Here is a 25,210-nt window from a genome sequence, read left to right as displayed (position 1 = left end):
ATGCCCCTTCCGAAGGGGGTTTGAGAGGTGGCGTGGCATGCTTCGATCATCGCGGAGATCGGCCGCGCCTGGCGCCCAACTGATTGCCGGCGAGGACTTGCGAGGGCGGCCCGCAACTGCTCTCTGTTGGCAGTACATTAGTGAGGACGGTGACGATGAACCCTGGCTTCGAAGGGAAAATAGCGATCGTAACCGGCGGCGGTTCGGGCATCGGCGCCGCTGTCTCCAGACAGCTCGGCAGCGAAGCAGCAGAGGTGGTTGTTGCCGATATTGACGCCGAATCCGCCCGCAATATCGCCGCCGAGATTCGCGCGGCGGGCGGCAAGGCACACGATTTTGTGTTCGATGTTGCCGACGCGGCCGCCGTGGACGAGTTGATCCAGTTCACCCTCAAGACGTGTGGTGGCCTGGATCTCGCCGTCAACAATGCCGGCATCGGTGGCGTGCGCAAGGCGACCGCCGACTATCCGCTCGACAGCTGGCATGAAACGATGAACGTCAACCTGAACGGCGTCTTCTACTGCATGAAGTACGAGATCGCGGCCATGCAGCAGCGGGGCGGAGGCGCGATCGTCAACATGTCTTCGGTGCTCGGTTCGGTCGGACTGCCGACTGCGGCCGCATACACAGCCGCCAAGCACGGGGTGGTCGGGCTGACCAAGGTCGCCGCGATGGAATATGCGCGAATGGGCATCCGCATAAATGCCGTCGGCCCGGGCTGGATCGACACCCCGCTTCTTTCCGAGCAGTTTGAAGGAGAATCCCGGCGCATGTTGGCTCTGCAACCCATGGGCAGACGCGGGAAACCGGAAGAGGTGTCTGCGCTTGTGTGCTTCCTCTTGTCGGATCAAGCAAGCTTCATCACCGGAAGCTACCATCTGGTGGACGGTGCCTACACCGCGCATTAGGCGACGAAATCCTGAAAATGGCGACGTGACTTACGTGCCAAACCAAATGTGACCCCATGCAGACGATCAAAATCACCGTTGCTCTTCTCGCCTGCCTGGCCGTGTCGGCCTGCGGAATGGCCAAAGCAGCGCGAGAAACCGGCCAGACATTCGACAAATACGGCTGTATGGCGCGGGACTTCAAAGGCCAGCCGCCTTGCGCCCCGGATGATGCAGCGGCGCCAAAGCCCTGACGGGCGCTGCCCCTCATTTCAGGCTGCTCCCTTTACGTCGCGCCCTTGAGAACCTACTGAGCGGCGATCATCGACGCGGCAATAGAAAGGAACAACCATGTCGGACATCATCGTCAAGGACAGCAACGGCGCCCAGCTCAACGAAGGCGACTCGGTGACGCTAATCAAGGATCTGAAGGTCAAGGGAACCTCCGAGACCATCAAGCGCGGCACGCTGGTCAAGAACATCCGCCTGACGGGCAACCCCGGTGAGGTCGAATGCAACACCAAGCAGGTCAAGGGCCTGGTGCTGAAGACCGAGTTCCTGAAAAAGGCGTGAGCCACCTCCGCCGAGCCGGCGCCGAGACATCGCCGTCAACCCGGTTTTAAACTCTGAAGTCCAGACTCAAGGCATGTCTGGATTCGCCCTTCCAAAATTGAGATGGCTGGTGCTCGGCGCGCTTGCGGCGGGCGGCTGGGCCATGACGCAGGAGCTGCCGAGCAAGACACGGCTTGCTGATCGTCCCGCCCGGACAGCGAGCCGGCCGAAGGCTGAGACCGCGCCGCGTACGGAAGCGACAGTCGCGCGGCCGAAGGCCAATGTCGCGCCACGCCCGCAGGCGGAGGTGGCGCGGCCCAAGGTCGACATTGAACCCAACAAGCTGGCCGCAATTTCCAAACCGAAAGCCGATATCGCGCCTCAGAAGGTTGCGATGGCAACGCACCCCAAGATGGACAGTACGCCGCGCAAGCCGCCCGAAGATATCGCAACAGCCTCGATCACGCGCCCACCCACGCCTTTGCCGCGCCCAAAGCCGATGGCCAAGGAAACGACAGAAAAGCCCGACAACGGCAGCGCGGCCGCGCTCAACGTGCTCTACACAAGCACATCAGTCTATCTGCGCCAGCGTCCGAACGTTTCCGCTCCAGTCACCTCCAGCCTGAAGCAGGGCGAAAGCGTGCGCGTATTTGCCCGCGACGGCAAATGGACGCTCGTTTCGGCTTCCGGCCGCAAGGGCTGGGTGCATGGCGACATGCTGCGGCCGGCCGATCCTGCTGCCCCTCGCCCCAAACAGACGCTTGCGCGACCGGCGAAGTCTGCCACGCCAGGCTGACATTGGCGGTTTTTGCTGGCCAAACGCCGCATATCGCTGCGGCTTGGCCTTTGCGGGTTGAATCTGGACGCTTCCGGTGCCAAATCTGGAACAACCATTCGCACATCCTTGCGCACAGCTAAGAAGCACCCGGCAGAAACTCATGGTCAGCTATCTCGACGCCGCCACGGCGCCCCTCAGGAACACCGGCCAGATCCGCCTTTATGGTGCGGAGGCCTTCGAAGGCATGCGCAAGGCATGCGCACTCACCGCCCAGTGTCTCGACGAGCTGGTCGATCGCGTGGCGCCCGGCGTCACCACCGAATCCATCGACCGCTTCGTCTTCGAATTCGGCATGGATCATGGCGCAATGCCAGCCACGCTCAACTACCGCGGCTACACCAAGTCGAGTTGCACCTCGATCAACCATGTCGTCTGTCACGGCATTCCCGACAACAAGCCGCTCAAGGACGGCGACATCGTCAATATCGATGTCACCTACATCCTCGACGGCTGGCACGGTGATTCGAGCCGTATGTACCCGGTCGGCAACATCAAGCGTGCCGCCGAGCGCCTGCTTGAAGTCACCCATGAATGCCTGATGCGTGGCATTGCGGCCGTACGCCCTGGCGCACGCACGGGCGCCATCGGCGCTGCCATCCAGACCTATGCCGAAGCCGAGCGCTGCTCGGTGGTACGCGACTTCTGCGGTCATGGCGTGGGTGCCTTGTTCCACGACGCGCCGAACATCCTGCACTATGGCACCGTCAACGAAGGCGTGGAGATGCGTGAAGGCATGATCTTCACCATCGAGCCGATGATCAATCTCGGCCGCCCGCATGTGAAGGTGCTGTCCGACGGCTGGACCGCGGTCACGCGCGACCGCTCCTTGTCGGCGCAATACGAGCATACGGTCGGCGTCACCGCTACAGGTTGCGAGATCTTCACGCTCTCCCCCAAGGGGCTCGACCGGCCGGGTTTGCCCGCATAATATCGCCTCGCCGGCAATACTCCGGCGGGGGCGATAGCGGTGGCGAACAACGACCACGACGAGCGCGATTTCTTCGGCGAGCTTCCGTTGCCGCCGATCAAGCGCGCAGCCGCGCCGGAAAAGCCCCATTATCTTGGCCATCGCGACCGGCTGCGCGAGCGGTTTTCGACGAATGGCGGCGACACGCTCGCCGACTACGAGCTGCTCGAACTGCTGCTGTTCAGGCTGATCCCGCGCTCCGACACCAAGCCGGTTGCCAAGGCCCTGCTCGCCCGCTTCGGGACGCTGGCGGAAGTGCTCGGCGCCCCCACCAACCTGCTTCAGGAGGTCAAGGGCATCGGACCGGCGGTGGCGCTCGATCTCAAGATCATTGCGGCATCGGCCAGGCGCATGGCGCGTGGCGAAATCAGCGGTCGCGAGGTGCTGTCGTCCTGGCCCCAGCTGCTCGATTACTGCCGCGCCGCCATGGCCTTTGAGGCGCGCGAGCATTTCCGCATCCTGTTCCTCGACAAGAAGAACGTGCTGATCGCCGACGAGGTGCAGCAGACCGGTACCGTCGACCACACGCCGGTCTATCCGCGCGAAGTCATCAAGCGGGCGCTGGAGCTGTCGGCGACGGCAGTTATCCTTGTGCACAACCATCCGTCAGGCGACCCGACACCTTCGCGTGCCGACATCGACATGACCAAGACGATCATCGACACGGCCAAGCCGCTCGGCATTTCGGTGCACGACCACATCATCATCGGCAAGAAGGGCATCGCCAGCATGAAGGGCCTGCTGCTGATCTAGTGAATTCAGACTTGCAGTTCGCTGGATGCCCATGCAAACTGCCAAATATATATCGATCCGCAACCTGATCTGCACTCAGGCGCAAGATCTCTACCGCCACTGGTGATGAGGGTCTTGCATGCGCGCTAAACGGAATACTCAACCCATCTTTCTGCTGACCACTGTGGCCCCTCGAAAGAGAGAGGGATCCAGTCCGACGGGGCTTGTCGGTCGTCATCTCGCCCGGCAGTTGCTCGATAGTGGCGTATCCGTTCGTGTCCTCGCCGAACCCGGGCAACTTGAAGGCTGGCCGCCGGGAACCGAGATCATGTGCGGGTCAATTGCGAGACCGCAGGAATCGGCTCAAGCTTTCGCCGGAATCGCGAGAGTTTTTTTGGCCGGCGCCGAACCAGGGTCGGTGAAAGAGGTCACCAAATTTGCTTCCGAGGCGGGCATCGAGCGGATCGTCGTTCTTTCATCGCACGGGCCTGAGTATGAACAAGAGTTTCCGCCCGAAACCTGGTTCTGGCTCGCCATCGAAAAGGCCGTGGAGAGTAGCGGTATGCCATGGACGCACATCCGCCCATCGGCTGTCATGGGCGCGTCCCTTGAAGGGACCTACCCTGCGACGGGCTCAGATTGGATAGGTTCGATTCGCCGCGAGGGCGTCATACGCGAGCCTCTTATAGATCGCGGCTACTACCCTTTTATCCATGAAGCGGATCTTGCCGCCGTTGCGGCCGTCGCTTTGCTCAAGGACGGTTTCACCGGAAAGATTCTTGAAGCCATTGGGCTTCCAATCAGCACGCGATCACGCGTCGCGGCCTTTGAGAAAGCCTTGGGCAGCAGAATCGCGACTGAAGAACTCACGCTCGATCAAGGCCGCGAAGCCTGGCGTCAACTCGGCTGGCCAAGCGGGGCGGTCGAGGTGACACTTTTTGCGCTGGAGGCATACGCCTCTCGGTTGAAGGAGTTGACCGAATGGACCCTGGCGCAGAAGCCCACCGTCGAAGAAATGATCGGACGCCGACCTCTCAGCTTCGAGCAATGGGCTCGTGAGCATTTCGAGGCCCCTGATTGGAGCGTCACAGCGCATAAACAGTGAGCAAACGACAACCCCCATCCAGAATCAAAAAGGCCGCCGGATCAACCAGCGGCCTTTTCGTTTCATGTCAGGAGCGTCGCCTTATTCGGCGTCGGCTTCCTTGGCCTTCTTCTTCGGAGCGGCCTTCTTCTTGGGCTCTTCGCCCTCGGCATTCTCAGCCTTGTCGGCCTTCTTGGCGGAAGCCTTCTTGGCCGGCTTGTCGGAAGCCTCGTCCTCGTCGTCGGCGAGCAGCTCTTCCTTGCTCACCTTCTTGTCGGTGACGGTGATCTGCGACAGCAGGTGATCGACGACCTTTTCTTCGAACAGCGGCGCGCGCAGATTGACCAGCGCGGACGGGTTGTTGCGGTAGAAGTCGAACACTTCCTGCTGCTGGTTGCCGGGGTAACGGCGAACCGTGTCGAACAAGCCGCGCTGCAGCTCTTCGTCGGAAACCGTCACGCCGGCCTTCTCGCCGATCTCGGCGAGAACCAGACCGAGGCGCACGCGGCGCTCAGCCAGGCGCTGGTATTCGGCGCGGGCCTCTTCTTCCGTCGTCTCTTCGTCGGCGAAGCTACGGCCGGCGATTTCCAGATCACGGGTGACCTGGCTCCAGATGTTGTTGAACTCGGCTTCGACGAGCTTCGAGGGCGCCTCGAACTTGTAGGAACCGTCGAGCTGGTCAAGCAGCTGGCGCTTGACCTTCTGGCGCGTCATGGCGCCGAACTGGTTCTCGATCTGGCCACGAACGATGTCGCGCAGCTTCTCGAGCGACTCAAGGCCGAGGTTCTTGGCGGTCTCGTCATTGACCTCGAGCTTGCCGGGGGCAGCGATTTCCTTGACGGTGACGTCGAAGGTCGCTTCCTTGCCGGCCAGATGGGCAGCCTGGTAGTTTTCGGGGAAGGTGACGGTGACGAGCTTCTCGTCGCCGGCCTTGGTGCCAATCAACTGCTCTTCGAAGCCGGGAATGAATTCCTTCGAGCCGAGCACCAGCGGCTGGTCGCCGCCCGTGCCGCCATCAAAGGCGACGCCGTCGATCTTGCCGACATAGTCGATGGTGACGCGGTCGCCTTCAGCGGCCTTGCCGGTCTTGGGCTCGTAGGAACGCGCCGATTCGGCAACGCGGTTGACCTGCTCGTCGATTTCGCTTTCGGGAACGTCATAGACCGGACGCGACACCTTGATGTCGGTGAAATCCTTGATCTCGATCGCCGGGATGACTTCGTAGCTCAGCGAGAACTCGAAATCGGAACCGCCGGCGAGGATCTTCTCGGCTTCTTTTTCGTCTTCCGTCATCGTCACGTCAGGCTGCATCGCAGCCTTTTCGCCACGCTCGGAAATGATCGTGCGGGCGGAATCGGTCAGGATTTCGTTGACGACTTCGGCCATGAACGACTTGCCATAGACCTTGCGCAGGTGCTGCATCGGCACCTTGCCCGGGCGGAAGCCATTGATGCGGACCTTGTTCTTGGCATCCGAAAGCCGCTTGACGAGTCGGGCTTCCATATCGCCGGCAGGAACCGAGACCTTGATCTCGCGCTTGAGGCCGGAGTTGAGCGTTTCGGTGACCTGCATCATCAAACCTTTGTTTTCACGTATGGCGCGGGTAGACGGCGTCCTGCCGTTCAGCCTGCCGGAATTCGTTTGCCGGGGGTGGCTTCAAGTTCGCAAATCGGTATCCGGATCCGCCACTTGCGGTCGTTTGCTCCGCCGTCACCCGAGGATTTCGATAAGCTGTTGTTATTTAGACTTCTTATCGCATCCTGCAGCGACGGGTACTTGCGTCCTATCTCATTCGACAGGCCTTTTGTCACAGGCGAGGCCAATTTTCAACTATCTTCGCCGTTTCTCCCAGGCGAGCTGGCTTCAGCTGTGAGATTGACAGAATGATGGCGGCATGGGATTGGCGAACCATGCGGATGTGGCGGAACTGGTAGACGCCCTGGATTTAGGTTCCAGTGCCGAGAGGCGTGTAGGTTCGACTCCTATCATCCGCACCAAAACGCTCTGCCCGGCGGACCTTGAAACCTCATATCGAGCGTGATCCAGCCGTGCACGAAGCCACAAATCTCATCACAGTAGCCACGACCATGAATGCAGACAGCCAAGCAGCTTCGCGGCGTACCTTGCTTGTCGCCGCCGATGCCGCATGGCCTCCCGTTTCGGGCGGCGACTTGCGCAACTGGCAAAATGCCCAGGCGCTTGCCGGGTTGGGCGATGTGCTGGTTGCCTCGGTCAACCAACCGCCTTCACCTGCGAATCTCGACGACAGCAGAATAAGGACGCTTGTTCTGGCCAACGCCGCTGAGGCCGCAACGTCCCCTCGCCTTGCCAAGCGCCAGACCCCGATCGACACGCGCATCCCGCAAGTGGCGCTTGCCCGCCTGCTCGCCGCTGCACATGATTTCAAGCCGGACACCATCGTTGTCGAAGGCATTCCGCTTTATGCCCTGATCGAGCACCTGCGCCCGATGGCGCAAACGCTCGTGCTCGACATGCACAACATCGAATCCGACCTTGCGCGGCAAATGATGCCGAAAACGAGCTGGCTGGCTGGGCTGTTCTCCAAGAAAACACGCCACGTCAGGCGCATGCGTGAGATGGAACTGACGTCGCTTCGCATTGTCGACAAGGTCTGGGTCTGTTCGCAACAGGATCGCGAAAGACTGCGCGGCCTATCCGGCGGTCGCACCATCGCGGATGTCATCCCGAATGGCATTCCCCGCTTCGAGCTCATCCCGGAAATGCTTGTCGGCCAGCCTGCGATGGCCGATGGCCACCCGACCCTGCTGTTCATCGGCCATCTCAACTACGCCCCGAACATCGAGGCGGCGCGCCGGCTGGCAACGCGGATCCTGCCCAGGCTGCAAGCCACACTGGGCGGCGCGAAGCTGATCATTGCCGGGCGCAACCCCAACCGCGCGCTGAACGATCTCGCCGCATTGCCAGACGTCGAACTGATCGCCAATCCGGACGACCTATCGGAACTTTACCGCCGCGCCCACCTGACCATCGTGCCGCTGACGACGGGCGGCGGCACGCGCCTGAAGATTCTGGAGGCGATGGCATGGGGCCTGCCGGTGGTTGCCACCCGGCTTGCCGCCGAGGGCCTCGATCTGGTCGACGGCGTCGACATCGATTTTGCCGAATCGGACGAGGAGTTGGCCGCAAGCGCCGCAGCGCTGTGTACGGACCCAGCTGGGTTTGAAGCTCGCCAGCGCCGCGCCCGCGAAACGGCTGCCCAGAGGTTCGGCCCGGCCGCAATAGAGGCGGCGGTGAGGGCAAGCCTCCTTTAAGGGATGGGGATCGTCGTTCCTGTGGGCCGCTTTAGTAAAGCGGCTCCGCAAACAGCATCGTGTCGCCGTCCATCAACGCCTTGATCTGGCCGCTGCCGTCGCTGCCGACCGCAACCTTGATGCCGAAGCTGCGTAACTCGGGCTCCGCACCGGAGTTGCGTTTGCGCATCTCCTCCTCGATCGCAAGCCCCTCACCTTCGGGCACGTAGAACCGTTCGATGCCGTAGTCGACGCTGATCGTTGATCCTGGCGTCAGGTTCCAGCCATTGGAGACATGGCCGAGAAGATCGACCTCATCGTCTGCGGCGGGCGCGGCGGCTGCCCCAAGCCAGGCAGAGCTTTCGCGCCAGTAGCCATCGGCGCCCCTTTTCAAGCGCACGACGATCGGCCCTTCCACCGTCGTCATTTCGTCCTTCGGCAAATTGCCGATCACCTCGACAGGAATACGCGAGATGTCATAGCCCAGCCGGACATAGTCACCACGCAGCAGATCGCGCGGGTCGACCGGTTCGACCTTGAGCAACACTTCCTTGCCGTGGCGCAGGATTGCTGCCCGGCCAGCAATCATCCAGCCGAGGAAACCGATTTGCGCCAGTGCGAGCACCACGGCAGCGATGACGAGCTTGTAGCGAGGCATCATGCTGCTCCTTGGGTCGGCTGGGGTTTCATCCGCCGTTCGATGCGGATGATCGTATAGGCGAGGCCGGCGAGAATTATTGCAGCTGCGAAGAAGAAGCCGGCGGTGCCGAGCATCGAGCCAACAGTGACGAGGTAAACAATCGCCAGTTCAAAGGCGAAGCCGAGATAGGCGATCCAGCGCAAGGCGCGGCTCTCGCGTCCAAGGAAGATGATTGCTGCCGCAATGACCGCCAGTGCCACCGCTGCGGCAATGACGAAGCCCTGCTCCTCGAACCGGTCGAGTTGCACCATGGCCATGCCGGTCAGGAAGCCGATCAGGGCATGCAGCGGCAGCCGGCCGCCAAGCTGGACGAGGCGGTCGGACAGTGCGGGCGCCAGTGCGGCAACGGCCAGCAGGGCTGCGGACACCAGCGAGAGCGCCAATGCCACCTCAAGCGTGTTGTAGTGGATGCCGAGCAGCACCGCATAGAAGATCAGCGAGAGCACAATGAGGTGCCGTGCGGCGCGGCTTTGCGTCCACAACGACAGCACCCAGAACACAGCCATGAACACGACGAAGAAATGCGGCAATTGCTCGCGGCGGAAGATATCGAAGCCCTTGAGCACCAGCCAGGCGTCGGCGATGCCGACAGCCGCCACAGTCAAGGCATTGGAGCGTAGCGCGGCAGCCGCAATCGCCGTGCCAATGCACCAGGTGACGACGGCCGCGGCCTCGTCGCCGGAGAAATGATACATCTGGCCGATCAGCGCGATCGAACCGCCAAAGGCCGCAGCCGCGATCAGCCAAAGTGCTTCGGCGAAACCGCCATGGCCGCGCTCCTTGAGCACCGCGCCGCCGACATAACCGGCAAAGATGATCGCAAACAAAGCGCCGACACGCGCCACGCGCGGGATCGCCTCCCAATTGGCGGCGACGAGAATGAGGATCGCGGCGGCAAACAGCAAAGCCGCCATGATCGCCAGGATCGAACCGAAGTTGAGACCGTTGCGTTCGTTGGCTTCGACATCGCGCACAAGCACGTCACCCGTCGCCCGGTCGAGCAGCCCGCCGTCGACCCAACGCGCAATGTCATTCTTCACCTTGGTGGCATAGCTCGCCATAAGTCGCTTCCCTCTGCCACAGCCGCCAATCTCTGGCCCAAGCCGTTGTCATTATGGCGAATTTCAGATTCGGTCACAATTATGACCGAAGGCTTAATGCCCATTAATGCTGCAATGCACAAAACGCATTGCTGCCATGCGAGCATAGCGCTTCAATTTTAGGCAAGGGCATCCTATCTACGCCCCGTACACAGAAGAGAAAAGAAGACGAAGGGAAACGAAGATGAACCTGATCCGCAATTACCGCAACTGGCGCCGCTACCGCGAGACTGTCTCCGAGCTGAGCCGCCTGTCGAACCGTGAACTGACCGACCTTGGCATCACCCGCAGCGACATCCACTTCGTCGCACGTAAAGCCATCTAATCGAAACCGGGTCCGCTGGACCCACCTGTCCGAACCGAAAAGAGAACTAAAATGAACTTGCTCCGCACTTACCGTAACTGGCGCGCTTATCGCGAGACGGTGAACGAGCTTGGCCGTCTGTCGAACCGCCAGCTTGCCGATCTCGGCATCAATCGTGGCGAGATCCAGTCGATCGCCCGCCGCGCAATCTAATTCGAGAATTCCGTCAGCGTCGACCTCCTCCCCGACAATGACGGATCAGGTCAGCTTTTTCCTCCCGATAAGCTGACCACCTTAACACACCCGCCAGACCTCCTCCCCTGGCGGGTGTCGTTACCCCGAAGACCCCGAAAGAGTTTCGCCCTCTTTGATTGGCGAAAGGAATTTTGCCAGCGCCGACCTCCTCCCCGGCAATGGCGAATAGGTCAGCTTCCTCCTCCTCCCTGAAGCTGACCACCAAAACGACACCCGCCGGTCCTCCCCCGGCGGGTGTTGTCGTTTTGGGCCCGGCTCAACTTGTCGTTAGTTCAACGCGCCGCTTTCCATCACGCCGCGCACCTTCCATTCGCTGAGCGGGATGATGTCGGGGGTACCGCCCATCGGGGCGTACCAGGAATCGACGACCCATTTGACGCCGTCAGGCGCGCGGATCACCGCCGTCCAGTGCGGATAACGTCCATCGAGCAGGAACCCGCGCGAGGTTTTCGCCTCGACCTTGTGGTATTTGAGCAGGCCACGGCCATCGAGATAGCGAAGCAGGGCGTTGGTGTTGGTCGATTCGTCGACGCAATCCATCTGGCCCCTGACCTTCGAGGCCCCGAACTCCGACTTCGGCTGGTCGCGAACACCGGTGACCTGCTGCTCGCGCGTTTCGAAATAGCTGACCGCCTTGGCGATTGCTGCCCGTTCGGCCTGCGGCGAAGCCTTGCCGGAAGCGAAAATCGATGCAAATCGCCTGGCGTCATTCGGCCCGAGGTCGAGGCGCGATCGGAACGCACAGCTATAACCATGGCAGATGTCGATGCGCTTGGTCGCTGCTGCGCTCGGCGCAGCATGCGCGAGACCATCGAAGCTTGAGAAGGTAGTTATGCCTGCAATAACCAACCGATAGATTGAATGTCTAACCATTTCGGTATCTTAGATGTTGTCACACGCCGCTCGCAACCCCCTCTCGCACCCGGACAAACAGCCGCAATCGTTGCATTCCCGCTGCCAAGGGATTATTCCGGCGCGATGAACACAAAACCTATTCACATCATCGGCGGCGGCCTCGCCGGATCAGAAGCAGCATGGCAGGTGGCCTCGGCCGGCGTGCCGGTGATCCTGCATGAAATGCGTGGCGTCCGAGGCACCGACGCGCACAAGACCGACGGCCTGGCCGAGCTGGTCTGCTCCAATTCTTTCCGCTCTGACGACGCTGAAACCAACGCCGTCGGCCTGCTGCATGCCGAAATGCGCCTTGCCGGCTCGCTGATCATGAGCGCGGGCGACGCCAACCAGGTTCCCGCCGGCGGCGCGCTTGCTGTCGACCGTGATGGTTTTTCCAACGCCGTCACCGCTCGGCTCGAGGCCCATCCGCTGATATCAATCGTTCGCGAGGAAGTGACCGGCCTGCCGCCCGCCGACTGGGACCAGGCGATCATCGCCACCGGACCGCTGACCGCACCCTCGCTCGCCGAAGCGATCGCTGCCAATACCGGCGCCGACGCGCTTGCCTTCTTCGACGCGATCGCGCCGATCATCCATTTCGATAGCGTCGACCTGAATGTCTGCTGGTTCCAGTCGCGCTACGACAAGGTCGGCCCCGGCGGCACCGGCAAGGACTACATCAACTGCCCGATGGACAAGGAGCAGTATGACGCCTTTGTCCAGGCGCTGCTCGATGGCCAAAAGACCGAGTTCAAGGAATGGGAAGGCACGCCCTATTTCGACGGCTGCCTGCCGATCGAGGTGATGGCGGAACGCGGACGCGAGACCTTGCGTCACGGCCCGATGAAACCGATGGGCCTGACCAATGCCCACAATCCAACAGTGAAGGCCTATGCCGTCGTCCAGCTGCGTCAGGACAATGCGCTGGGCACGCTCTACAACATGGTCGGTTTCCAGACCAAGCTGAAGCATGGCGAGCAGGTCAATGTGCTCCGCATGATTCCGGGCCTGGAGAATGCCGAGTTCGCCCGCCTCGGCGGCCTGCACCGCAACACATATCTCAATTCACCGACACTGCTTGACCCGACGCTTCAGCTCAAGTCGCGGCCTGGCCTGCGTTTCGCCGGCCAGATCACCGGCTGCGAGGGTTATGTCGAAAGTGCCGCCATCGGCCTGCTTGCTGGGCGCTTCGCCGCCGCCGAGCGCCTTGGCCAGCCTGTGAGCCAGCCACCTGTGACCACCGCTTTCGGCGCCTTGCTGAACCACATCACCGGCGGCCACATCGTTTCCGACGATGAGCCGGGCAAACGCTCGTTCCAGCCGATGAATGTCAATTTCGGCCTATTCCCGGTGATGGAAGCGCCCAAGGTCGAAGGCAAACGCCTGCGCGGCAAGGAAAAGACCGTCGCCAAGAAAAAGGCGATGACGGCGCGCGCGCTGGTCGATTGCCGCGCCTGGCTCGGCATTGCCGAAGCAGCACAAGCGGCGGAATAGAACAGGGCGAAAAAAATGCTTCCTCCCGAGACCACGCGCCTGATCTTGCGGGAGATGCAGCCGGACGATTCAGCGGAGATCCTGGCGATCTTCGCTGACGACTATGCCCGCCGCTTCTATCCAGAGATGACGACCGAAGCCGCCGCCGTCGAGTGGATCGACAGGAACCGTGACCGCTATCAGCGGGATGGATTCGGGCTGTGGGCGATCATCGACAAGGCAAGCGGCGCGTTGATCGGCGATTGCGGTCCGACCTGGCAGGATGTGGCCGGTGCTCGCGTCCTCGAAATCGGCTACCATGTCGCACCGGCCTGGCGCGGCCGCGGCATAGCACTCGAAGCCGCGCGTGCCGCGATGGCATACGGTTTTGAGGCGACGGAAGAAATGGAAATCGGCTCGATCGTCGCGCCGGACAATGTGGCCTCGGCCAGCGTTGCCCGACGCCTGCACCGCGACGTCCGCTCCTACGTCAATTCCCGTGGCCTCGACCGCTTCTTTTTCTTCACCAAGCGTGACGAACACGTCGCAGTGGTTTGAACAGCTACCAGCCGCGTGAAGCGGTTTTCAACATCAGCAGATGTTTGCGCAGAAAAGACATGCCGTCCTTGCCGCGCTCCAGCCGGTCGAGATAGGTCGGCGTCAGCGACAGCGGCAGGAAAGCCGGCCGCAGTGTGTCAGGCAATTCCTTGGCGCCACGTTGGAAGGCGCGGAGATGTTCGCGCGCCAGCGCGGCCATAGCCTGAACGGCATGCCGCGACGACTGGGCGGTGGCGTTTGCCACGAACTCCTCCGGCGTCGTCCCGGCTGCGGCAAGGATATCCCTTGGCACATAACATTGGCCGCGCACGCGGTGGATCGGCAGCAGCCGCAGCAATCCTGTGATCGCCTGCGCACAGCCGGCATGACCGGACAGCTCCGCGTGTTTCGGGGCCTCGTCGGCATCGAGCACAAATGCTGCAAGCTGGATCAGCGCTGAAGCGGTTTCGCCGCAATAGCCTTCCAGATCGGTGCGCGAGGGCATCGGGTCGTCGTAAAGGTCGAAGATGCGGGCTTCGAGATAGTTGTCGAAGGCAGCGATTGGCAGGCGATAGGTCTCGGTCGCCGCCATCAATGCGGTTGCGACCGGATGCCCCGCGCCCGCGTTCCGATCGCCAGTGGCAATGACATCGCGCCACCATTGCAGCCTGATCTCGCCGGGCATCGGCTCGCTGACGCGGTCGCGGATAGCTGATATCTCGGCGTTGAAGGCATAAAGCGCGAGAAGTGCCTGACGCTTGTCTTCGGGTGCATAAAGTGCCGCGAGATAGCGGTCGCGGTCGGCGGTACGCACCGCTTCCATCAAGGCCTTTGCTGCGCGGTTCGCCTCGTCCACGGTCAGTCGACAGCAATGAAAGCGGCAGCCACCGCGCGCTCCTCAGCAAGCAGCACGTTGTAGGTACGCACCGCAGCCCCGGTCGACATCGGATCGGCAGAGATCTTGGCAGCCTTGAGTGCCGCCCTGAGCGTCTCGGGCAAGCGCCGCAATTCCTTGCCCATGCCAACGAGCAGGATTTCCACCTGCCCCGCCTCGGCGAAGAGCTTTTCGAAATCCGACGGCTGCAGCGCCAATGGGTCGGCCGGCTGCCAGCCATAGATGCCGGACGGCAGGCACAGGATCGAACCGCGATGCGACATGTCCGCGAAGCGGAAGCCGCCGTCGCCATAAGCGTCGACGGGCGCCCGCCCGGGGAAATGCGCTTCTCGGATGATCAGCCCTGCCATTTCAGTTACGACTTGGTCGGGTGAGCGCTAGCCGGCACCGCCGGCTTGTCCTTGCCCTTGTCGTCGGCATCGATGCCTGACGGCCGCAGCCGGAACAAGATAAGCAGCGGGCCGGCGACGAAGATCGACGAGTAGGTGCCGACCACGATGCCGAAGATCATGGCAAGCGTGAAGGACCGGATGACCTCGCCACCGAAGAGGTAGAGCGAAACCAGGGCCAGCAGCGTGGTCAGACCGGTCAGGACCGTACGCGACAGCGTCTGGTTCATCGACAGGTCGAGCAACTGCTCGATCGGCATCTTCTTGTACTTGCGCAGATTTTCTCGGACACGGTCGTAGACCACGACGGTATCGTTGATCGAATAGCCGACGATGGTCAGGATCGCCGCGATACTGGTCAGGTTGAACTCGATGCCGGTGATGACATAAAGGCCGACCATCATGGTCACGTCGTGGATGGTGGCGAGAATGGCACCAAGGCCGAACTGCCACTCGAAGCGGAACCAGATGTAGACCAGCATCGCCAGCATCGCGGCCATCACGCCCAGTGCGCCGTACAAGGCGAGCTCGCTCGACACCGTCGGGCCTACCGATTCAACACGGCGGAAGTCGTAGTCGTTGGCGAGTTCGCCCCGCACCTTCTCGACCACGCTCTGCTCGGCATTGTCGCCGGCCTTCTGGCCCTCGACCCGGATCAGCAAGGTGCTTGCGGCGCCGAATTCCTGGACCTGGACGTCACCGATGTTGAGCTCGCTCAGCCGTGCCCGCACGTCGGACGAGCTGGCATCGCCGCTCTTGGCCTGCACTTCCAGGCTGGTGCCGCCCTTGAAGTCGATGCCGTAATTCATGTCGATGGTGAAGAACAACACCATCGCCGCAAGCGACGCGGCAGCCGACAGCGCAAAGGCGTAGCGGCGCAGCCCCATGAAGGAATATTTCGTGTTGTCCGGCACGAAACGAATGAAGCCCTTGGGCAGTTCCTTGGGCTTGGCGCGGCGCAGCCAGATCGAAACCAGCCAACGGGTCAGCGTAAAGGCGGTGAACACCGTCGTCACGATACCGATGGCAAGAGTGACGGCGAAACCGCGCACCGGACCCGAGCCGAGATAAAACAGGATGATCGCTGCGATGAATGTGGTGAAGTTGGCGTCGACGATTGTCGCCAGCGCGCGCGAAAAGCCTGAATCAAGCGATTGCACGAGCGATCGGCCGAGCTGTCGCTCCTCACGCACGCGTTCGTAGATGATGACGTTGGAGTCGACCGCCATGCCGACGGTCAAGACGATACCGGCGATGCCGGGCATCGTCAGCGTCGCGCCCAGGATGGAGAGGATGGCGATGATCAGCGCCACGTTGGCGGCAAGGGCGATATTGGCGATGATGCCGAGCGTGCCATAGGCAACCAGCATGAAGCCGACGACCAGGATACCTGCGATCACCGAGGCGAATTTGCCCGCCGCGATCGAGTCGGCGCCAAGGCTTGGGCCGACAGTGCGCTCCTCGACAATGGTCAGATCGGCCGGCAGCGCGCCGGCGCGCAGCAGCACAGCCAGATCGTTGGCGCTCTGAGCAGTGAAGTTGCCGGAAATCTGGCCCGAACCGCCAAGGATCGGCTCGTTGATGCGCGGCGCCGAGATCACCTGGTTGTCGAGGATGATGGCAAACAGCTTGCCGACATTCTGCTGGGTGGCCTGGCCGAAGCGCGATGCGCCCTTGCCGTCGAAGCGGAAGGAAACGACCGCCTCATTGGTACGCTGGTCGAAAGTCGCCTGCGCATCGGTGAGGTTTTCGCCCGACACGATGACGCGGTTTTCAATCAGATAGGGAACGGGCGGATCGTCCTGCGAATACATCACAGTCGAGCCCGCGGGCGGACGACCCTGCATGGCCTCCTGCGGCGACATCGACTGGTCGACCATCTGGAAGGTCAGCTTGGCGGTCTTGCCGAGGATTTCCTTGAGACGGGTCGGGTCCTGGAGACCCGGAACCTGAACGAGGATGCGGTCGGCACCCGCACGCTGGATGATCGGCTCGGTGGTGCCGAGTTCATTGACGCGGCGGCCGATGACTTCGATCGACTGGGTGACGGCGTTGTTGACGCGATAATCGATGCCGGAATCAGTCAACGTGTAGCGCAAAAGGCCAGGCTCAGGCTCCTCAAGCGCAAGCTCGCTCACCGAGCCTGTGCCGAACATGCCCGACGAAATCGGCGCGATGAGCGTGGCCAGTGCCTTTTTCGCCGCTTCCACTTCGTTCAGATCGGTGATGCGGACCTGGATCGTCTTGCCCGTTCCAGTCAGGCCGGTGTAGCCGACCTTGGCGTCGCGCAGCATGGTGCGGATGTCGTCGCGGGTCGCCTGCAGACGCTCGTCGACCAGCCCCTGCTTGTCGATGGACAGCAGAATGTGCGAGCCGCCTTGAAGGTCGAGGCCAAGTGTCAGCGCGCGCTTGGGAAACCATCCCGGAAGGGAATCGAGCTGAGACTTGGTCAGCATGTTCGGGATGGTGAAGAGCACCCCGAGGAGCACGACGGCCCAGATCGAGATTGTCTTCCAGCGCGAAAAATAGAGCATTTGGCCTCGTCCGTTAAGGCGTGAAAGCGGTGCGTCTCGCCTCGACTACAGCATCGGCCCGAAAATCGAAATCAATTTTCGGAAAGCCGATACTTTATACAAATACTTAGAGCGAACTTTGTGCGTCCTTTCGGACGCACGGTACTCTAAGGTTATTTCTTGGCGTTCTGGTTGGCGATCGGCTCGCCCTTGACCCGAACGTCGGAGATGGTCGCACGCAGCGCCGTCACCTTGAGGCCGTTGCCCAGATCAACCTCGAGTTCGTTGTCGTCGATGACCTTGCTCACCTTGCCGACGAAGCCGCCACCGGTGACAACCGTATCGCCGCGGCGGATCGCCGAAAGCATCTCGCCACGCTTCTTCAGCTGGGTGCGCTGCGGGCGAATGATAAGAAAATACATGATCACGAAGATCAGCACAAACGGCAGAATGCTGATGAGAACGTCGGGCGTAGCCCCGGTGGCCTGTGCGTATGCCGGCGTGACGAACATGAATGTCTCCTGAGAAAGTATCGGGATACCGCACATCGGTCCCCCGGAAATGTGCGCGGAATATAGTCGCTAAAGCCGCCAATGCAACTGCGCATCCGGCCAGTTACGGCGCTTTTCCGCGTTGTTTGAGCGTGTTACAGCATCGCGCGTCATTTGAAATGTAGAGACCGATGGGAATAGCCATGGAAAAGACGTTCGAAGCACTCAACGACAAACTCGAACGACTTATAGCCGCGGTAGCCAGGCTGGCTCCCGTGCCTGCTCCTGAAACCGATCTCGACACCGCCAACTGCTACGTCTGGGCGGCGGATCCCGGCTATCTCGAGCCCGTCCACCGGGTCAACCGCGTCGACATCGGCCTGATCAAGGGCGTTGACCGTGTCCGTGACATCCTTGTCGACAACACCGAGCGCTTCGCCGCCGGCTTGCCCGCCAACAACGTGCTTTTGTGGGGCGCGCGCGGCATGGGCAAATCGTCGCTGGTCAAGGCAGCACACGCCACCATCAACGCTTCGGGCAAAAGTGCAGCCCCCCTCAAGCTGATCGAGATCCATCGCGAGGACATCGACACGCTGCCCAAGCTGATGAACCTGCTCAAGGCAGCGCCTTATCGCTTCATCCTGTTTTGCGACGACCTGTCGTTCGACCATGACGACACGTCCTACAAGTCGCTCAAGGCAGCGCTCGAAGGTGGCGTCGAGGGCCGGCCGGGCAATGTCATCTTCTACGCGACCTCGAACCGCCGGCACCTGCTGCCGCGCGACATGATAGACAATGAGCGCTCGACAGCAATCAACCCGTCCGAGGCCGTCGAGGAAAAGGTTTCCCTGTCGGACCGCTTCGGCCTGTGGCTCGGCTTCCACAAATGCTCGCAGGACGAGTATCTCGACATGGTCAACGGCTATGCCAGCTACCACGGCCTCGACAGCGATCCAGAATCGCTGCGCGCCGAAGCACTGGAATGGGCGACGACGCGCGGCGGCCGCTCGGGCCGCGTCGCCTGGCAGTTCATCCAGGATTTGGCCGGCCGCCTCGGCAAACAACTTAAAGACTGAAGCCCCAAACGAAAACGCCCGCCCCTGATTCGGGACGGGCGGAACTGGCGGGTCTGATGGAGGTCAGACGACCCGCGAAATCATTCGAGATAGCCGCCCGGATCGACAGGCGTGGAATTCTTGCGCACTTCGAAGTGCAGCTTCGGCGCGTCTGTGCTGCCGCTCATGCCAGACAGTGCGATCTCCTCGCCCCGCTTGACCTTCTGGCCGCGCTGAACCTTCAACTCGCTGGCGTGACCATAGACGGTGACGAGACCGTTCTCGTGGCGCACCAGCACGGTGTTGCCGAATTCCTTGAGCCCGTCGCCGGCATAGATGACAACGCCGTTCTCGGCGGCCTTGACGGGCGTGCCTTCCGGCACCGAGATGTCGATGCCGTCATTCGACTTGCCGCCGCCCTTGCCGTAGTTGGCAACGACCCGGCCACGCACTGGCCAGCGCATGCGGTCGATGCCGGTGGCATTTGGTGCCGGTGCCGCCGATTCTTCGGCCTGCTCGACCAGCTTGTCTTTCTTCGGCGGCGTATAGGAAGCAACCGCAGGCGCTTCCGCTGCGGGCTTCGCCGCGGCAACGGCCGGCTTGGCAGGAGCCGGCGTGCTTGTGACCACCGGATCGATGGCGGCGGGCTTCGCCGCGGCAACGGCCGTGGTCGCGCCAGGCACCTTCAGCGTTTGACCGATACGGATGCGGCCGTCCTGCAGACCATTGGCCTGCTTGAGTGCTGCGGTCGTGACGCCGAGCTTTTGGGCGATGCGATTGAGCGTGTCACCCTCCGCGACCTTATAGCCGCCACCGGCACCAACCGGCTTGGCATTCTTGTCAGCCGAAGAGTCGAGCTGCGCGACAGCGCTTTCCTTGGTCTTGGGCTGCTGTGGCAGCACCGCCACCTTGTCGGTAGACAGCGGCGGATTGGCCGGCAACGGCTTCTTGGTCGGCAGCTTGAGCGTATTTTGTTCCGCCTGCGCCGTCTGCGGCTGGGTCAGCGTACCGGTCGCGGCATGATCGACTGCGGGTGCCGGAGCCTGGGCTGTGCGAACAGGAGCCGGGGCGAGCGTGGAGGCCTGGGCAACAGGTGCGGGCAGAGGCTGCGACGACACCGGCTGGAGGCTGCCGCGGCTGACCGAACCCGAACTGCTGGGGGCAACCGGCGCTGCCGCCATCTGGGGATCGCCCGGATAAGGCTGCGGCTGCTGCTGATTGTTGATGATCGACTGCTGGTTGGGCGTCGATGCCGTAAAGAGGTCGTCGACGCCACCGCCGCCGAATCGCGACACTCCCGAACTGCACCCTGCCGCCATGCCGGCAACCAGCAGCACGGCGCCACCGCGCGCCAGAGAGCGTTTATTCGACTTCATAATACTGAAACGCATCGCACTGACCCGCGCTTTACCCGATACCAACTAGGCTTGATTAAAGCGCGTTAATGTTACTGGTCGGTTAAGAGGATCAAATAAATCAAATGCTTCCCCAGCCGCGGCAAGACGCAGCCAAGCCCGGGCAAAGGCCCGGTTCGCGCTCAATCTGTAGGGGATATGTCTAGAGAACGGCAGCGACGCCGCGGGCCAGCGCCTGGAGGCGGACGACACCCAGATCTTCGCGTTCAAAGCGGCTGCCGATCTTGGTGAGCTTGCACAGCACCTGTTCGCCCTCTTCGGGGCCGATGGGCGCGATCATCGTGCCGCCGCTCGACAGTTGATCGACGAACATGCGCGGGTAGCTGTCGAATGCGGCCCATACCACGATGCGGTCGAACGGCCCTTCGCCCGGCAAGCCGTTGGATCCGTCACCCTGACGGACCAGCGCGTTGCTCATGCCAAGCACCTCGAAGCGCTGGCGCGCCTGTTCGGTCAGTGTCTTGAAGCGGTCTATCGTGACGACACGACCGGCGAGGCGAGCCATGACCGCCGCCGTGTAGCCCGAGCCGGTTCCGACTTCGAGCACACGGTTGCCTTGTTCGATGTTGAGCGCGGCAATGACGGCGGCCTGGAGATCGGCACCTTCGATCGCCTCACCGCATTCGATCGGCAGCATGCGATCCGACCAGGCGATGGGATGGAATTGGCCGGGGATGAAGTCGCGTCTCGGCGTCGCCTCGAAAGCGGCAATGAGATTTTTCGGAACGATGCCGCGCCCACGCAGGCGAAGAAGAAAGGCGGCGAAGCCCTCACGGTCGTCCGGTATCATGTTCATGCAATTGCCTTGGCCAATTGATCGCGCAGTTCATGCGCCGTCATGTCGAGCTTGAGCGGGGTGACGGAAATCTGCTTGTTGCGCACCGCATGAAGGTCGGTACCCGGCTTCACTACCGGCTCGTCGCGGCCGAAACGCAGCCAGTAATAAGGCAGGCTGCGGCCGTCGCGGCGCTCCTCGACCCAGATGCCGTAGGCGAGCTTGGCCTGGCTTGCCACGACCGGCCCCGTCACCTCTTCGGGCGGGCAATTCGGGAAGTTGACGTTGAGCAGCACGCCGATCGGCAGTTCGGTGGCAATCAGCTTGCGCAGCAGTGCCGGCGCCAGCGCTTCGGCCGTTTCATAAGGCACGATGCGCTCTTCGTTCTCGTAGATGTAGGCCTGGCTAAGCGCGATCGAACGAATGCCGATCAGCGCCCCTTCCATGGCACCAGCCACGGTGCCCGAATAGGTCACGTCGTCGGCGACATTCAGACCCGAATTGATGCCCGACAGGATCAGGTCCGGCGGTTCCGGCAGGATCTTGCGCGCGCCCATGATGACGCAATCGGTCGGCGTGCCGTTCACCGCATAATGCTTGTCGCTGATCTTGCGCAGCCGAAGCGGCTCGGAGATCGACAGCGAATGCGCGTAGCCCGACTGGTCGGTCTCCGGCGCCACCACCCAGACATCGTCAGACAGCTGGTTGGCGATCCGCTCCAGGCAGGCAAGGCCTTCAGCATGGATGCCGTCGTCGTTGGTCAGCAGAATACGCATGTCACTTCATTTCGATCTTGGAGAGACCACCCATGTAAGGACGCAGGACTTCAGGAATCGTTACGCTGCCATCCTCGTTCTGGTAGTTTTCGAGCACCGCGATCAACGCGCGGCCGACAGCCACGCCCGAACCGTTGAGCGTATGGACGAAGCGCGTGCCCTTCTCTTCCTTCGGACGATAGCGCGCATCCATGCGACGGGCCTGGAAATCGCCGCAGACCGAGCAGGACGAGATTTCGCGATAGGTGTTCTGACCCGGCAGCCAGACCTCGATGTCATGCGTCTTGCGCGCGCCAAAGCCCATGTCGCCGGTGCACAGCACCATGGTGCGGAATGGCAGATCGAGCTTCTTCAGCACGGCCTCCGCGCATTCGGTCATGCGGTCATGCTCGGCGAGCGCGCTTTCTGCATCGACGATCGAAACCAGCTCGACCTTGTAGAACTGGTGCTGGCGCAACATGCCGCGCGTGTCGCGGCCCGACGATCCGGCTTCAGAACGGAAGCACGCGGTAAGTGCGGTCATTCGCAGCGGCAACTGCTCGTTCGCCAGGATTTCCTCGCGCACCAGATTGGTCAGCGGCACCTCGGCGGTGGGGATCAGCCCCAACCGGCCGTCGCCGTGCGGCACGAAGAACAGGTCTTCTTCGAATTTCGGCAGCTGGTTGGTGCCAAAAAGCACCTCGTCGCGCACCAGAAGCGGCGGCTGCACTTCGGTGTAGCCGTGCTCGGTGGTGTGCAGGTCGAGCATGAACTGGCCAAGCGCGCGCTCGAGGCGGGCAAGCTGCCCCTTGAGCACGGTGAAGCGCGAACCGGAAAGCTTGGCGGCACGCTCGAAATCCATCAGGCCGAGCGCTTCGCCGATCTCGAAATGCTCCTTCACCCAGTTCGGGCGCGTCGGAACCTTGCCGACCTTGCGCAGCACGACATTGTCGTTTTCATCCTTGCCGACCGGAACGTCTTCCAAAGGCACGTTGGGGATCACGGCCAGGGCTGCGTCGAGCGCCTTGTCGAGCTCGCGCTCGCGGCCTTCGCCATCCTGGATGAAGCCCTTGATCTCGGCGACTTCGGTCTTGAGCTTCTCGGCGAGCGCGGAATCACCCGAGCGCATCGCATTGCCGATTTCCTTGGAGGCAGCGTTGCGGCGCTCTTGAGCTTCCTGCAGCTTCGAGACATGGGCGCGACGCGCCTCATCCTTGGCGATCAGGTCGTCAACGGTGGCTCGCGCCAGCTCGGCCGACTGCCCGCGCTTGCCAAGTGCGTCGGCAAGCGCTCCGGGGTTCTCGCGAATCCATTTGATATCAAGCATTTAAAAATTCCGGTCGTCGCGGTTGTCGAAACGACCGCGACGGCGGATCGGGCTGTCAGCTAGCGTTGGTGCCGCTGCCTGTGCCTTCGAGCGAGGTCGATGCTGCTGGCGATTGCTGCTCGGCGGTGCTTTCGCCCGCGTCCTGCGTTTCGCTCGCCACACGATCCTTCTCGCGCTTTTTTTCGATCATCCGGGCGGTCCAGATGGAAATCTCGTAAAGAAGGATCGTAGGAAGGGCAAGGCCGATCTGGCTGACCGGGTCTGGCGGCGTCAGCACGGCTGCCACCACGAAAGCAAGAACGATCGCCCATTTACGCTTGTCGGCCAGCCCCTGCGAGGTGACCAGGCCTACCCGCGCCATCAGCGTCGTCACCACCGGCAGCTGGAAAACCAGGCCAAAGGAGAAGATCAGCGTCATGATCAGGCTGAGATATTCCGACACCTTGGGCAGCAGCGAGATCTGCACCTGATCGTCGGTGCCGGCTTGCTGCATGGCGAGGAAGAACCACATCACCATCGGCGTAAAGAAGAAATAGACCAGTGACGCCCCCATCACGAACAGGACCGGCGAGGCGATCAGGAACGGCAGGAAGGCATTGCGCTCGTTTTTGTAGAGACCGGGCGCGATGAACTTGTAGATCTGCGTGGCGATCAGCGGGAAAGCGATCACCAGGCCGCCGAACATGGCGAGCTTGATCTGGGTGAAGAAGAATTCCTGCGGCGCGGTGTAGATCAGCTCGACCTTGTGCGGGTCGAGACCTGCCCATTTCGTCGCCCATTTGAACGGGATGACGAGCAGGTTGAACAGCTGCTTGGCAAAGAAAAAGCAGACCAGGAAGGCCACGAAGAAGCCGCCGATGGACCACATCAGCCGCGTGCGCAACTCGATCAGATGTTCGAGAAGCGGGGCCGAGGACTTTTCGATCTCGTCGTCTTCGGCGCTCACGAGGCTTTTCCTGCTTTGGTCGCTTTCGCAGCGACAGTCTTCTTGGGCGTGGCAGCCTTGGCTGCCACAGCCTTCGGTGCCGGGGCCTTGGCAGGCGCAGCACTTGCCTTGGCCTTCGCAGGCTTGGCTTCAGGCGTTGCCTTGGGCTTCGCCTCTGCCTTTGGTTTTGCCGCAACCTTCGGCTTTTCTACCTTGGCCGCAGCAGGCACTGGCGTGGCTTTGACCTCGGCTGCCGGGAATACCGGTGCCGGAGGCATCGCCTCAGGTCCGGCAACGCCCGGCATCGCCGCTGCGCCGCTTTTCAAGGGCTCAGCCGGATGCACGGTACTTTCGGCGGGGTCCGCCGGCGGCGCAGGCTGGGTCGGCTTCATTGCCGTATCGATGCCGGCCCGCACATCGGCGGCAGCTTGCTCGAACGGATTAAGCTGCTTCCTGATCTCATTGGCCGGATTGAGCCCGCGCAGCTCGTCGATCGACTTCTTGACGTCGTCGAGCTCGGCCTCTTTCATCGCCTCGTTGAACTGGCGCTGAAAATCGCCTGCCATGGACCGAGCCTTGGCCGTCATCCGCCCGATGGTGCGGAGCATCTTGGGCAAATCCTTCGGGCCAACGACCACGATCATGACGACCGCGATCACCAGCATTTCGGTCCAGCCGATTTCAAACATGTCGGTGCGATCCGGCTAGTGCATGCCCCGAAATCGACAACGATGTTCGGAAAAGTTCATGCACGGATTCAAGAAGCTTACAGCCGCCTGTGCGCGTCCGAATGGACGCGCGGCGCTGTATCAAGAGTGAGGTCTCAGCTCTTGCTGGCCTTTTCCTTGGTCGAATTCACGGCCTCGTCGTTGCGATGCTCGACCGTCTTGGCGTCGTCGGCTTCGTCTTCCGACATACCCTTCTTGAAGCTCTTGATGCCCTTGGCCATATCACCCATCAGCTCGGGGATCTTGCCGCGACCGAAGAGCAGCAGCACGACGACCAGAACGATCAGCCAGTGCCAGATTGAAAACGAACCCATTGAACTCTCTCTTGAACAGTTTCCCTGCGATTG

Annotated in this window: 28 protein-coding genes and 1 tRNA gene; 14 read left to right on the top strand and 15 right to left on the bottom strand. The window is 61.8% G+C overall.

Going from position 1 to position 25,210, the window contains the following annotated elements:
* The first annotated feature begins 155 nt into the window (after nucleotides 1-155).
* The 7 genes from AC1RTB_RS22850 (at nucleotide 156) to AC1RTB_RS22820 (ending at nucleotide 5,081) form a co-directional block, all read left to right on the top strand.
* Nucleotides 156-908 carry an SDR family NAD(P)-dependent oxidoreductase gene (locus tag AC1RTB_RS22850; protein WP_492881144.1) on the top strand — a complete coding sequence of 251 codons (753 nt, stop codon included), beginning with the start codon at nucleotides 156-158 and terminating at the stop codon, nucleotides 906-908.
* A gap of 56 nt (nucleotides 909-964) precedes the next feature.
* Complete coding sequence (locus tag AC1RTB_RS22845; protein ID WP_492881143.1) at nucleotides 965-1,141, top strand: hypothetical protein; 177 nt, start codon at nucleotides 965-967, stop codon at nucleotides 1,139-1,141.
* A 97-nt stretch (nucleotides 1,142-1,238) separates the two neighbouring features.
* Nucleotides 1,239-1,460 carry an alkylphosphonate utilization protein gene (locus tag AC1RTB_RS22840; protein WP_476786536.1) on the top strand — a complete coding sequence of 74 codons (222 nt, stop codon included), beginning with the start codon at nucleotides 1,239-1,241 and terminating at the stop codon, nucleotides 1,458-1,460.
* Between the two features lie 73 nt (nucleotides 1,461-1,533).
* A complete protein-coding gene (locus AC1RTB_RS22835) occupies nucleotides 1,534-2,235 on the top strand; it encodes an SH3 domain-containing protein (RefSeq protein WP_492881142.1) in 702 nt (233 codons plus the stop codon).
* Nucleotides 2,236-2,377: 142 nt separating this feature from the next.
* Entirely contained in the window at nucleotides 2,378-3,205 is an 828-nt protein-coding gene (gene map, locus AC1RTB_RS22830) for a type I methionyl aminopeptidase (protein WP_492881141.1), read from the top strand.
* Between the two features lie 39 nt (nucleotides 3,206-3,244).
* Nucleotides 3,245-3,997, top strand: coding sequence for a RadC family protein (gene radC / locus AC1RTB_RS22825; RefSeq protein ID WP_492881140.1), 753 nt, complete (start codon nucleotides 3,245-3,247; stop codon nucleotides 3,995-3,997).
* A gap of 118 nt (nucleotides 3,998-4,115) precedes the next feature.
* Entirely contained in the window at nucleotides 4,116-5,081 is a 966-nt protein-coding gene (locus AC1RTB_RS22820) for an SDR family oxidoreductase (protein ID WP_492881139.1), read from the top strand.
* Between the two features lie 81 nt (nucleotides 5,082-5,162).
* Here the strand turns inward: AC1RTB_RS22820 and tig are convergent, their stop codons facing one another.
* Nucleotides 5,163-6,632 (bottom strand): trigger factor, encoded by a 1,470-nt coding sequence (gene tig, locus AC1RTB_RS22815; RefSeq protein WP_492881180.1) that lies wholly within the window; start codon nucleotides 6,630-6,632, stop codon nucleotides 5,163-5,165.
* A 340-nt stretch (nucleotides 6,633-6,972) separates the two neighbouring features.
* On the opposite strand from tig, the gene AC1RTB_RS22810 reads away from it, so the two are divergent.
* Nucleotides 6,973-7,057, top strand: a tRNA-Leu gene (locus AC1RTB_RS22810).
* A 90-nt stretch (nucleotides 7,058-7,147) separates the two neighbouring features.
* Nucleotides 7,148-8,353 (top strand): glycosyltransferase family 4 protein, encoded by a 1,206-nt coding sequence (locus AC1RTB_RS22805; protein ID WP_492881138.1) that lies wholly within the window; start codon nucleotides 7,148-7,150, stop codon nucleotides 8,351-8,353.
* A gap of 31 nt (nucleotides 8,354-8,384) precedes the next feature.
* Here the strand turns inward: AC1RTB_RS22805 and AC1RTB_RS22800 are convergent, their stop codons facing one another.
* Complete coding sequence (locus AC1RTB_RS22800; protein ID WP_492881137.1) at nucleotides 8,385-8,993, bottom strand: GDYXXLXY domain-containing protein; 609 nt, start codon at nucleotides 8,991-8,993, stop codon at nucleotides 8,385-8,387.
* Nucleotides 8,990-10,093, bottom strand: a complete 1,104-nt coding sequence (locus tag AC1RTB_RS22795) for a DUF2157 domain-containing protein (protein WP_492881136.1) — start codon at nucleotides 10,091-10,093, stop codon at nucleotides 8,990-8,992. The genes AC1RTB_RS22800 and AC1RTB_RS22795 overlap by 4 nt, the downstream gene beginning before the upstream one ends.
* Before the next feature lie 223 nt (nucleotides 10,094-10,316).
* On the opposite strand from AC1RTB_RS22795, the gene AC1RTB_RS22790 reads away from it, so the two are divergent.
* Together AC1RTB_RS22790 and AC1RTB_RS22785 are read left to right on the top strand one after the other, a co-directional pair.
* Nucleotides 10,317-10,457, top strand: a complete 141-nt coding sequence (locus AC1RTB_RS22790) for a DUF1127 domain-containing protein (RefSeq protein WP_018427696.1) — start codon at nucleotides 10,317-10,319, stop codon at nucleotides 10,455-10,457.
* 51 nt (nucleotides 10,458-10,508) lie between these two features.
* On the top strand, nucleotides 10,509-10,649 hold the full coding sequence (locus AC1RTB_RS22785; RefSeq protein ID WP_018427695.1) for a DUF1127 domain-containing protein: 141 nt from the start codon (nucleotides 10,509-10,511) through the stop codon (nucleotides 10,647-10,649).
* A gap of 309 nt (nucleotides 10,650-10,958) precedes the next feature.
* Here AC1RTB_RS22785 and AC1RTB_RS22780 read toward each other — a convergent pair whose 3' ends face one another.
* A complete protein-coding gene (locus AC1RTB_RS22780; RefSeq protein ID WP_492881135.1) occupies nucleotides 10,959-11,564 on the bottom strand; it encodes a hypothetical protein in 606 nt (201 codons plus the stop codon).
* A gap of 105 nt (nucleotides 11,565-11,669) precedes the next feature.
* On the opposite strand from AC1RTB_RS22780, the gene trmFO reads away from it, so the two are divergent.
* Both trmFO and AC1RTB_RS22770 read left to right on the top strand, forming a co-directional pair.
* Complete coding sequence (gene trmFO / locus AC1RTB_RS22775) at nucleotides 11,670-13,079, top strand: methylenetetrahydrofolate--tRNA-(uracil(54)-C(5))-methyltransferase (FADH(2)-oxidizing) TrmFO (protein ID WP_492881134.1); 1,410 nt, start codon at nucleotides 11,670-11,672, stop codon at nucleotides 13,077-13,079.
* Between the two features lie 15 nt (nucleotides 13,080-13,094).
* A complete protein-coding gene (locus AC1RTB_RS22770; RefSeq protein WP_492881133.1) occupies nucleotides 13,095-13,616 on the top strand; it encodes a GNAT family N-acetyltransferase in 522 nt (173 codons plus the stop codon).
* 4 nt (nucleotides 13,617-13,620) lie between these two features.
* On the opposite strand, the gene AC1RTB_RS22765 is transcribed toward AC1RTB_RS22770, so the two are convergent.
* The 4 genes from AC1RTB_RS22765 to yajC all read right to left on the bottom strand — a co-directional run bounded on the left by AC1RTB_RS22765 (nucleotide 13,621) and on the right by yajC (nucleotide 17,904).
* Nucleotides 13,621-14,418, bottom strand: a complete 798-nt coding sequence (locus AC1RTB_RS22765) for a phytoene/squalene synthase family protein (RefSeq protein ID WP_492881132.1) — start codon at nucleotides 14,416-14,418, stop codon at nucleotides 13,621-13,623.
* A gap of 35 nt (nucleotides 14,419-14,453) precedes the next feature.
* The gene (locus AC1RTB_RS22760; protein WP_492881131.1) at nucleotides 14,454-14,840 is read right to left on the bottom strand and encodes an Mth938-like domain-containing protein; all 387 of its coding nucleotides are present in this window, start codon (nucleotides 14,838-14,840) and stop codon (nucleotides 14,454-14,456) included.
* Between the two features lie 5 nt (nucleotides 14,841-14,845).
* Complete coding sequence (secDF, locus tag AC1RTB_RS22755; RefSeq protein WP_492881130.1) at nucleotides 14,846-17,413, bottom strand: protein translocase subunit SecDF; 2,568 nt, start codon at nucleotides 17,411-17,413, stop codon at nucleotides 14,846-14,848.
* A 152-nt stretch (nucleotides 17,414-17,565) separates the two neighbouring features.
* A complete protein-coding gene (gene yajC / locus AC1RTB_RS22750) occupies nucleotides 17,566-17,904 on the bottom strand; it encodes a preprotein translocase subunit YajC (protein ID WP_492881129.1) in 339 nt (112 codons plus the stop codon).
* 182 nt (nucleotides 17,905-18,086) lie between these two features.
* On the opposite strand from yajC, the gene AC1RTB_RS22745 reads away from it, so the two are divergent.
* The gene (locus AC1RTB_RS22745) at nucleotides 18,087-18,959 is read left to right on the top strand and encodes an ATP-binding protein (RefSeq protein WP_492881128.1); all 873 of its coding nucleotides are present in this window, start codon (nucleotides 18,087-18,089) and stop codon (nucleotides 18,957-18,959) included.
* 80 nt (nucleotides 18,960-19,039) lie between these two features.
* On the opposite strand, the gene AC1RTB_RS22740 is transcribed toward AC1RTB_RS22745, so the two are convergent.
* The 7 genes from AC1RTB_RS22740 to AC1RTB_RS22710 form a co-directional block, all read right to left on the bottom strand.
* Nucleotides 19,040-20,314, bottom strand: a complete 1,275-nt coding sequence (locus tag AC1RTB_RS22740; protein WP_492881127.1) for a peptidoglycan DD-metalloendopeptidase family protein — start codon at nucleotides 20,312-20,314, stop codon at nucleotides 19,040-19,042.
* A 181-nt stretch (nucleotides 20,315-20,495) separates the two neighbouring features.
* A complete protein-coding gene (locus AC1RTB_RS22735) occupies nucleotides 20,496-21,149 on the bottom strand; it encodes a protein-L-isoaspartate(D-aspartate) O-methyltransferase (protein ID WP_492881126.1) in 654 nt (217 codons plus the stop codon).
* The gene (gene surE / locus AC1RTB_RS22730; RefSeq protein ID WP_492881125.1) at nucleotides 21,146-21,904 is read right to left on the bottom strand and encodes a 5'/3'-nucleotidase SurE; all 759 of its coding nucleotides are present in this window, start codon (nucleotides 21,902-21,904) and stop codon (nucleotides 21,146-21,148) included. The genes AC1RTB_RS22735 and surE overlap by 4 nt, the downstream gene beginning before the upstream one ends.
* Before the next feature lies 1 nt (nucleotide 21,905).
* The gene (serS, locus tag AC1RTB_RS22725; protein ID WP_492881124.1) at nucleotides 21,906-23,210 is read right to left on the bottom strand and encodes a serine--tRNA ligase; all 1,305 of its coding nucleotides are present in this window, start codon (nucleotides 23,208-23,210) and stop codon (nucleotides 21,906-21,908) included.
* A 55-nt stretch (nucleotides 23,211-23,265) separates the two neighbouring features.
* On the bottom strand, nucleotides 23,266-24,156 hold the full coding sequence (gene tatC / locus AC1RTB_RS22720; protein ID WP_492881123.1) for a twin-arginine translocase subunit TatC: 891 nt from the start codon (nucleotides 24,154-24,156) through the stop codon (nucleotides 23,266-23,268).
* Nucleotides 24,153-24,824 carry a Sec-independent protein translocase protein TatB gene (gene tatB / locus AC1RTB_RS22715; protein WP_492881122.1) on the bottom strand — a complete coding sequence of 224 codons (672 nt, stop codon included), beginning with the start codon at nucleotides 24,822-24,824 and terminating at the stop codon, nucleotides 24,153-24,155. The genes tatC and tatB overlap by 4 nt, the downstream gene beginning before the upstream one ends.
* A 134-nt stretch (nucleotides 24,825-24,958) precedes the next feature.
* The gene (locus AC1RTB_RS22710) at nucleotides 24,959-25,177 is read right to left on the bottom strand and encodes a twin-arginine translocase TatA/TatE family subunit (protein ID WP_492881121.1); all 219 of its coding nucleotides are present in this window, start codon (nucleotides 25,175-25,177) and stop codon (nucleotides 24,959-24,961) included.
* Between the last annotated feature and the right edge of the window lie 33 nt (nucleotides 25,178-25,210).

The sequence above is a fragment of the Aminobacter sp. GW821-FHT11F06 genome, assembly GCF_058808215.1.
Note: the sequence above shows the minus strand (reverse complement) of the source record. Positions and strands in the feature narration are given on the sequence as shown.

What these genes read in the sequence shown, in the direction of transcription:
- AC1RTB_RS22760 (WP_492881131.1), bottom strand. Translation starts at nt 14,840, where the DNA reads ATGGCAGGGCTGATCATCCGAGAAGCGCATTTCCCCGGGCGGGCGCCC.
- AC1RTB_RS22785 (WP_018427695.1), top strand. Translation starts at nt 10,509, where the DNA reads ATGAACTTGCTCCGCACTTACCGTAACTGGCGCGCTTATCGCGAGACG.
- secDF (WP_492881130.1), bottom strand. Translation starts at nt 17,413, where the DNA reads ATGCTCTATTTTTCGCGCTGGAAGACAATCTCGATCTGGGCCGTCGTG.
- AC1RTB_RS22740 (WP_492881127.1), bottom strand. Translation starts at nt 20,314, where the DNA reads ATGAAGTCGAATAAACGCTCTCTGGCGCGCGGTGGCGCCGTGCTGCTG.
- tatB (WP_492881122.1), bottom strand. Translation starts at nt 24,824, where the DNA reads ATGTTTGAAATCGGCTGGACCGAAATGCTGGTGATCGCGGTCGTCATG.
- AC1RTB_RS22845 (WP_492881143.1), top strand. Translation starts at nt 965, where the DNA reads ATGCAGACGATCAAAATCACCGTTGCTCTTCTCGCCTGCCTGGCCGTG.
- AC1RTB_RS22795 (WP_492881136.1), bottom strand. Translation starts at nt 10,093, where the DNA reads ATGGCGAGCTATGCCACCAAGGTGAAGAATGACATTGCGCGTTGGGTC.
- trmFO (WP_492881134.1), top strand. Translation starts at nt 11,670, where the DNA reads ATGAACACAAAACCTATTCACATCATCGGCGGCGGCCTCGCCGGATCA.
- AC1RTB_RS22735 (WP_492881126.1), bottom strand. Translation starts at nt 21,149, where the DNA reads ATGAACATGATACCGGACGACCGTGAGGGCTTCGCCGCCTTTCTTCTT.
- surE (WP_492881125.1), bottom strand. Translation starts at nt 21,904, where the DNA reads ATGCGTATTCTGCTGACCAACGACGACGGCATCCATGCTGAAGGCCTT.
- AC1RTB_RS22820 (WP_492881139.1), top strand. Translation starts at nt 4,116, where the DNA reads ATGCGCGCTAAACGGAATACTCAACCCATCTTTCTGCTGACCACTGTG.
- AC1RTB_RS22780 (WP_492881135.1), bottom strand. Translation starts at nt 11,564, where the DNA reads ATGGTTAGACATTCAATCTATCGGTTGGTTATTGCAGGCATAACTACC.
- AC1RTB_RS22710 (WP_492881121.1), bottom strand. Translation starts at nt 25,177, where the DNA reads ATGGGTTCGTTTTCAATCTGGCACTGGCTGATCGTTCTGGTCGTCGTG.
- AC1RTB_RS22770 (WP_492881133.1), top strand. Translation starts at nt 13,095, where the DNA reads ATGCTTCCTCCCGAGACCACGCGCCTGATCTTGCGGGAGATGCAGCCG.
- map (WP_492881141.1), top strand. Translation starts at nt 2,378, where the DNA reads ATGGTCAGCTATCTCGACGCCGCCACGGCGCCCCTCAGGAACACCGGC.
- yajC (WP_492881129.1), bottom strand. Translation starts at nt 17,904, where the DNA reads ATGTTCGTCACGCCGGCATACGCACAGGCCACCGGGGCTACGCCCGAC.
- serS (WP_492881124.1), bottom strand. Translation starts at nt 23,210, where the DNA reads ATGCTTGATATCAAATGGATTCGCGAGAACCCCGGAGCGCTTGCCGAC.
- AC1RTB_RS22835 (WP_492881142.1), top strand. Translation starts at nt 1,534, where the DNA reads ATGTCTGGATTCGCCCTTCCAAAATTGAGATGGCTGGTGCTCGGCGCG.
- tig (WP_492881180.1), bottom strand. Translation starts at nt 6,632, where the DNA reads ATGCAGGTCACCGAAACGCTCAACTCCGGCCTCAAGCGCGAGATCAAG.
- AC1RTB_RS22850 (WP_492881144.1), top strand. Translation starts at nt 156, where the DNA reads ATGAACCCTGGCTTCGAAGGGAAAATAGCGATCGTAACCGGCGGCGGT.
- AC1RTB_RS22790 (WP_018427696.1), top strand. Translation starts at nt 10,317, where the DNA reads ATGAACCTGATCCGCAATTACCGCAACTGGCGCCGCTACCGCGAGACT.
- AC1RTB_RS22805 (WP_492881138.1), top strand. Translation starts at nt 7,148, where the DNA reads ATGAATGCAGACAGCCAAGCAGCTTCGCGGCGTACCTTGCTTGTCGCC.
- AC1RTB_RS22745 (WP_492881128.1), top strand. Translation starts at nt 18,087, where the DNA reads ATGGAAAAGACGTTCGAAGCACTCAACGACAAACTCGAACGACTTATA.
- AC1RTB_RS22800 (WP_492881137.1), bottom strand. Translation starts at nt 8,993, where the DNA reads ATGATGCCTCGCTACAAGCTCGTCATCGCTGCCGTGGTGCTCGCACTG.
- AC1RTB_RS22840 (WP_476786536.1), top strand. Translation starts at nt 1,239, where the DNA reads ATGTCGGACATCATCGTCAAGGACAGCAACGGCGCCCAGCTCAACGAA.
- AC1RTB_RS22765 (WP_492881132.1), bottom strand. Translation starts at nt 14,418, where the DNA reads ATGGAAGCGGTGCGTACCGCCGACCGCGACCGCTATCTCGCGGCACTT.